At 71.0% G+C, this 5,793-nt stretch carries 4 protein-coding genes and 1 pseudogene; 2 read left to right on the forward strand and 3 right to left on the reverse strand.

Features of this window, described 5'->3' with window-relative positions:
* Window positions 1-307: pseudogene (locus AC32QD_RS11390) on the forward strand (methyltetrahydrofolate cobalamin methyltransferase); the annotation flags it as partial.
* Window positions 308-382: 75 nt separating this feature from the next.
* Here the strand turns inward: AC32QD_RS11390 and cysE are convergent.
* A complete protein-coding gene (cysE, locus tag AC32QD_RS11395) occupies window positions 383-1,207 on the reverse strand; it encodes a serine O-acetyltransferase (RefSeq protein WP_492010622.1) in 825 nt (274 codons plus the stop codon).
* A gap of 123 nt (window positions 1,208-1,330) precedes the next feature.
* On the opposite strand from cysE, the gene AC32QD_RS11400 reads away from it, so the two are divergent.
* Window positions 1,331-1,633, forward strand: coding sequence for a TraR/DksA family transcriptional regulator (locus AC32QD_RS11400; RefSeq protein WP_492010623.1), 303 nt, complete (start codon window positions 1,331-1,333; stop codon window positions 1,631-1,633).
* A gap of 19 nt (window positions 1,634-1,652) precedes the next feature.
* On the opposite strand, the gene AC32QD_RS11405 is transcribed toward AC32QD_RS11400, so the two are convergent.
* Window positions 1,653-2,363: a DUF2793 domain-containing protein gene (locus AC32QD_RS11405; protein ID WP_492010624.1), complete on the reverse strand. Its 711-nt coding sequence runs from the start codon at window positions 2,361-2,363 to the stop codon at window positions 1,653-1,655.
* The coding region (locus tag AC32QD_RS11410; RefSeq protein ID WP_492010625.1) for a baseplate multidomain protein megatron at window positions 2,356-5,793 on the reverse strand (3,438 nt) is incomplete at its 5' end. The genes AC32QD_RS11410 and AC32QD_RS11405, both read right to left, overlap by 8 nt.

Consider the following 5,793-nt stretch of genomic DNA (forward strand, 5'->3'; position numbering starts at 1 on the left):
CCCGGTTCAGCCGGGCGTGAGCGACACCAAGATCGAGGAGCGCCTCGCCGCTCTGCGCGCCCTGGGCGTGCCGGTGCCGGATAAGGAGAGCCTCGATCTCGACGCGGTGGTGGCGCTGCTTGGGATGGGCCGGCGCAAGCCGTCGCCCTCGAACGAGATGGAGGCCATCCGCGCCGCGAACCTGCTTGCGAACAACGACCCGCACGGGGCCGCCTGGATCCGCTTCAACAAGGCGCCGGGCGAGTCGGCAGAGGCGGGCGGCGCCCGCGGGCGCCGCGAAGGCCGGCGCCGCCGCGTCGACGCCTGACCGCGGTCGGGCGAAACGGGGCCTCGCCGCGCGCGGTGGGGCCCTTTTCGTTTCCGGTTTTCAGGCGCTGCGGCCTCAGGCGCCGCTGATCCCGGTGACGCGGTGATCCATCGAGTGCGAGGGCCGCTCGCAGCCGGCCTCGCCCACGACACGGGCCGGAACGCCGGCCACGGTCTTGCGCGGCGGCACGTCCTGCAGGACCACCGATCCGGCCGCGATCCGCGCGCAGTTGCCCACGCTGATATTGCCGAGCACCTTGGCGCCGGCGCCGATCAGCACGCCGTCGCCGATCTTGGGGTGGCGATCGCCCCCCTCCTTGCCGGTGCCGCCGAGCGTCACGCTGTGCAGCATCGAGACGTCATCGCCGACCTGCGCCGTCTCGCCGATGACGATGGCGTGGGCATGGTCGATCATGATGCCGCGGCCGACGCGGGCATTGGGGTGAATGTCGATGCTGAAGACCTCCGAGCTGCGCATCTGCAGGAACAGCGCGAGGTCCTGCCGCCCGTTGTTCCACAGATGGTGCGCGACCCGGTAGGCCTGAAGCGCCAGGAAGCCCTTGAAGTAGAGCAGCGGCTGCAGCATGCGGTGGCAGGCCGGGTCGCGGTCATAGACCGCGATGATGTCGGCGCGGGCAGCCGCACCCATGGTGCGCTCGCTGGCATAGGCGTGGTCCGCCATCTCACGCAGCAGCAGCGGCGACATCTCCGGCGAGGACAGCTTCTGCGCGATCCGGTAGCTGAGCGCGCGCTCGAGCGTGTCGTGGTGCAGCACAACCGAATGCGCGATGCTGGCCATGAAGGGCTCGGCCTTGGCAAGCGCTGCCGCCTCCTCGCGAACCTGGTGCCAGATGGGATCGACCGCCTTCAGGTCGGTCTTGAGCTTTGACTCTGAGGTCATCGTCGTCTCTCCGCCCTGCCCCTTGCGCTCGGGAGTGCAATCATCTGGGATGGAGATAGACGGAGCAAGGAAAGATTTCCACTGATGCAGCCATCCCGCGAGACGGAATTTCGCGAGTCGCTCATGCGGCGGCGCGAGGAGCTCGGCGCCGAAGAGCGCGGCACGTCGGGGGAGCGGGCGCCGGTGGCGCTCGATCAGCAGGCGGTCGGCAGGCTGAGCAGGATGGATGCGCTCCAGGTGCAGGCGATGGCGCTGGAGAGCTCGCGGCAGCGTGCGGCGGAAATGCGCCGGATCGATGCCGCGCTGGCCCGCATGGATGCGGGCGGATATGGGCTTTGCGTGGAATGCGGGGAGGAAATTCCGGTGCGCCGGCTCGAGCTCGACCCGGCGACACCGTGTTGCGTGCAGTGCGCCGCGGGCACCTGAACGGGGGCGGCGCGGCGGCTCAGGCCGGGCGCGGCGGCGAGAGCTCGAAGTAGTGCACGGCGAGGCGCACGGTGCCACCCGTGAAATCCGCCCCCTCCGAGGTGAGCAGCAGCGCCGAGCCGCCGTAATAGGCCAGCGGCGAGCCAGTCACGCCGGTGACGTAGGCATTGAGGTCGACCCCGATGCCGCTGCCATAGCGGTCCGTCGCGCCGCCGACCCCCAGCGACCAGGACGGGGCACCGCCGACCTGCGTGATCACGCGCGCCGTCGCGCCCAGCACGATCGCCTTGTCCGGGATGAAGGCAGCGGTCTGGGAGGTCGCGCCCGGAGCAATGACATGATCGAGCTCGACCTGGCGCAGCAGCGTCAGCGCGCCGCCCGGCCCGGCCGGCTGGCTCGTCAGGCTCCAGTCCGTGCCATCGAAGATCGCATAGCCCGACTCGTCGGCGATCCAAAGCCTCCAGCCCGCCCAGGGCGCGATGAAGTCCCAGCCGCCGTTCAGGAAGACGGCCAGCTTGCCGTCCTCGCCGGCCCAGGCACCGCCCGCTGCGGCCGGCACGATATGCGCCTGGCCCTCGGCGGGCGAGGCGGGCGGCGTGGCCAGCGTCATCGTCTCGGCCGTGGCGCCGGCGGCCACGTCCAGCCGGGCCAGCGCCTCGTTCATGGTCACGTGCTTTTGCGCCTGCGCCGCGTCGAGGTAGGGCAGGCCGATTCTGGGAGAGTTACTCATCGGTGATCAACACCCTCTCTGGTCCGTATCCGAAGGAAGTCGAAAGCTGTGCCACCCGCACCTCCAGCGGCGCCGCGGCGGCATCGGCCGCCTGCATGTCCGCCGTGTAGACAAAGCCGGGCGTCGTCACCTCGGCCTCACGCAGCAGCGCGCCGCCGGTCATCAGGCGCAGGCGGTAGGCCTCGCGCTCTTCCGTCATCGGCACCTCGACGCTCTGCCAGCTGTCGGCGCCGTAGCGGGCCGTGCGCACCCAGCCCAGCTCCAGGTCGCCTGTGGCCGGGTCGCGCCGCGCCCGCAGATGCACCGGCGCGAACGGCCTGAGGCCGATGCCCGCGAAGCTCTCGACCGAATGCAGGTAGCTTGGGTGCGAGAGCGCGTAGCGCGCCGGCCCGACGCGGTAGTGGCGGGCGAGTCCGCGCTCGTCGAGCCGCATCGGAAGCGGCACGACCGCGTCGTCCAGAAGAACGAATCGCGCCCCCGCGGCGATCTCGCTGGTGCTCAGCGCGCCGGTCCCGTGCAGGCCGCGCAGCAGGGTCGAAAGCCGGTAGGTACCCGGGGCGATCAGCTCGGCGCCCTGGAACTGCACGATCTCCCAGGCCCCCGGCGCGTATTCGAGTGCGGCGAGGTTGGCCCCGTTCAGGACCCGCAGCCGGTCGGCGGACTCCAGCATCCCGGTCTGCGTGCCGAGCTGCACGGAAATCCGCTGCCAGCGGTTCGGCGCGCCCGGCTTAAGCGAATCCAGCGTCGCGCCGATCACCGCCGGCTTGGCCAGCGTCGCGATCAGCTCGTAGGCGCTGTCGTCCACCGAGCGGTAGACCGACACCCGGTCGGTCCACGGCTCGCCCGCAACCGCGATGCGCGGCTGATGATCCTCGGCGCTGCCAGTCGCCAGCGGCAGGTCCATGAAGACGACGCTGAGCCGACCGGGCGGCACGGCGAGGTTCGTCTCGAGGTTGCGCTCAGGGGCAACGTTGGGCAGATGCAGCCCGGCGTCGGCGCGCACCGCTTCGAGCTCGCGCGCGCCGGTGTCGACGATGCGCTCGATCCGGTAGGCCTCCAGCGCCGCCGCGCGCTGGATCTCGACCATCTCTCCGGGCTCGAGGTCGATCTCGGTCGGCGCCAGGCTGAAGGTGGCGCCATCGCGGGCACGCCGGCTCTCGGCCAGCCAGCGGTCGGCCACCTGCTGCGCCTTCGAGCCGGGCAGCGCCAGCGGCAGCGAGCTCTCGCTCAGGCGCGCCAGACTACCGCCGGGAATCCGGGCCTCGCTGGCCCCGACGCGGAAGTCGCTCTCCGCCTGCACATAGCTCAGGCGCACCACGTCGGGCGCCGTGCCGGCGGAGGCCCGGGTGCGCTCCAGCGCCGAGCCGTGCTGCCCCTTCGGCGCCACAAGCTCGTCCTCGGGCACCGTGCGCACCGGTGCGCCGGCACGCATGCGGAACACCACCTTGCCGCCGCTTTCGAAGGCATCGAACCCGTAGGCCAGCATCAGGGGCTGCAGCGCCTCGCGCGCGCTCTCGCTGCGCTCGATCAGGTAGCCGTCGACCACACCGTAGAGGCTCGCCACGTCGGCGTCGTCGAGCCCAGCGCGGCGGCAGATCTCGGCCACCACCTCGGCCAGCCCGCTGGCACTGACACGCCCGGTCAGCCAGTGCCCCAGCCGGTGCGCCGGGCCGTCGGCCCAGATGCTGGTGCGCACCGGGAAATCCGGCCAGGGGCGGCTGTCCCAGGTCCAGACGAAGATGCGGTCGGCGGGGATCATCGGCTCCCCGGTCAGCGAGGAGACCGGCACGTTCTGCGGGTCGGACCAGTAGCCCAGCTTCGCCTGCAGGAAGCGCCGCTGCATCTCGTCGTCGCGCACGCCCAGCGAGCCGTATGGCAGCGCGCTCTCCGAGCTCTTGGCGTCCGAGAAAAGGTTCGGCTGATTCGCCCCCAGATCGAGCGCGGGGCACCCCGTCTCGGTGATCCAGATCGGCTTCGACTGGAGCACCCAGGCGGTCTGCTGCGCCTGCCTCACGCCGTCGATGCGGTTGAAGTGGGGATTGCTCCACCAGCCGCGCAGGTCCTTGGGCCGGAACACCCAGTCCTCGCCATAGCCGCTATCGGCGATTGGCGTGCGCAGCTGCGTGTCCCGGTCGGAGTCGGAGGCATAGTACCAGTCGTAGTTCTCGCCCCCTTCGACGTTCGCGCTCAGATAGTCCAGCGAATAGACCGACTGATACCCGGCCTCCAGATCGGCATGCGTCCGGGCATGGCGCCAGTCGGCCAGCGAGGCGTAGTCGTCGACACCGATGAAGTCGATGTTGGCGTCCGACCACAGCGGATCGAGGTTGAACAGCACGTCCCCGGTGCCGTCCTGCGGATGGTGTCCGAAATATTCGCTCCAGTCCGCCGCGTAGCCGATCTTCGCGTTCGGCAACAGAGACCGTACCTCCGCCGCGAGCGCACCCAGCTCGTCCACGGCCGGATAGGCGGTGCGGCTCGAGCGGACCCTGGTCAGGCCGCGCAGCTCGCTGCCGAGGCAGACCGAATCGACCCCGCCCGCCGCGCTCGCCAGCGCCGCCAGGTGCAGCACGAAGCGCCGCCAGCTCCATTCGGCCGACCCCGAATAGCTCACCCCCGCGGCGGATACCGCGAAGTCGGCCGCCCGCGCGGTGCCGAAGAACGCTGCGACCTCGTCCGCCGCGCCAGCGCTCTGGTCCGTCGACCCGGCCGTGCCGGGCGCAGCCTCGAGCGTGATCCGCCCGCGCCAGGGAAAGGCCGGCTGGCCCACCTGCCCGGTATGGGGATCGACCAGCGCGTTCCCCGACGGGATGTCCATCAGCAGGAACGGATAAAGCATCACCTTCTTGCCGCGCGCTTTGAGCTCCCCGATCGCGCGGATGACCGAGGCATCCGACGGCGTGCCGCCGAAGTTCGGCCGGTCGTTCGCGTCGCGGCTGACCGGCAGCGCGGTCGCCGTGGTCAGGCCGGCGGCCGACCAGTCATCGGGCTTGGCGTGGCGTCCCGGCTCCTCGATGCGCGGCCGCACGGTGCAGCGGTCGCAACGCAGGTCGTCGCCGAACCACGCGACCAGCAGCGACACCGCCCCGGCCGAGGGCAGCTCGCCGTCGAGCTGGTCCATCGCCTCGAGAAAATCGGGCCGCCCGCCGGCATTGTTGATGTTGGCATAGACGCCGCCGCCGCCCGCATACCCATACTGCACCGGCTCGGGGTCGAGCACGAACTCGCCGCTGCCGGGCGACAGCGCCACGCCGCGGACCAGCTCCTTGAGCGGGCGGCCCGCCTCAGGTGCGTTCGGATCCGACAGGCTCTCGGCGCTGCGGAACACCTCGAAGTTGAGCTGCGGGATGCGGTTGCCGAACGCGCCCAGCGGCAGGTCCTCGAACACCACATAGGCCAGGCCGCGATAGGGCGGCACGTTGCCCGTGCC

The sequence above is a fragment of the Thermohalobaculum sp. genome (assembly GCF_058622915.1).

Coding starts and splice junctions, on each gene's coding strand:
- cysE (WP_492010622.1), bottom strand. CDS start 1,207: ATGACCTCAGAGTCAAAGCTCAAGACCGACCTGAAGGCGGTCGATCCC.
- AC32QD_RS11400 (WP_492010623.1), top strand. CDS start 1,331: ATGCGGCGGCGCGAGGAGCTCGGCGCCGAAGAGCGCGGCACGTCGGGG.
- AC32QD_RS11405 (WP_492010624.1), bottom strand. CDS start 2,363: ATGAGTAACTCTCCCAGAATCGGCCTGCCCTACCTCGACGCGGCGCAG.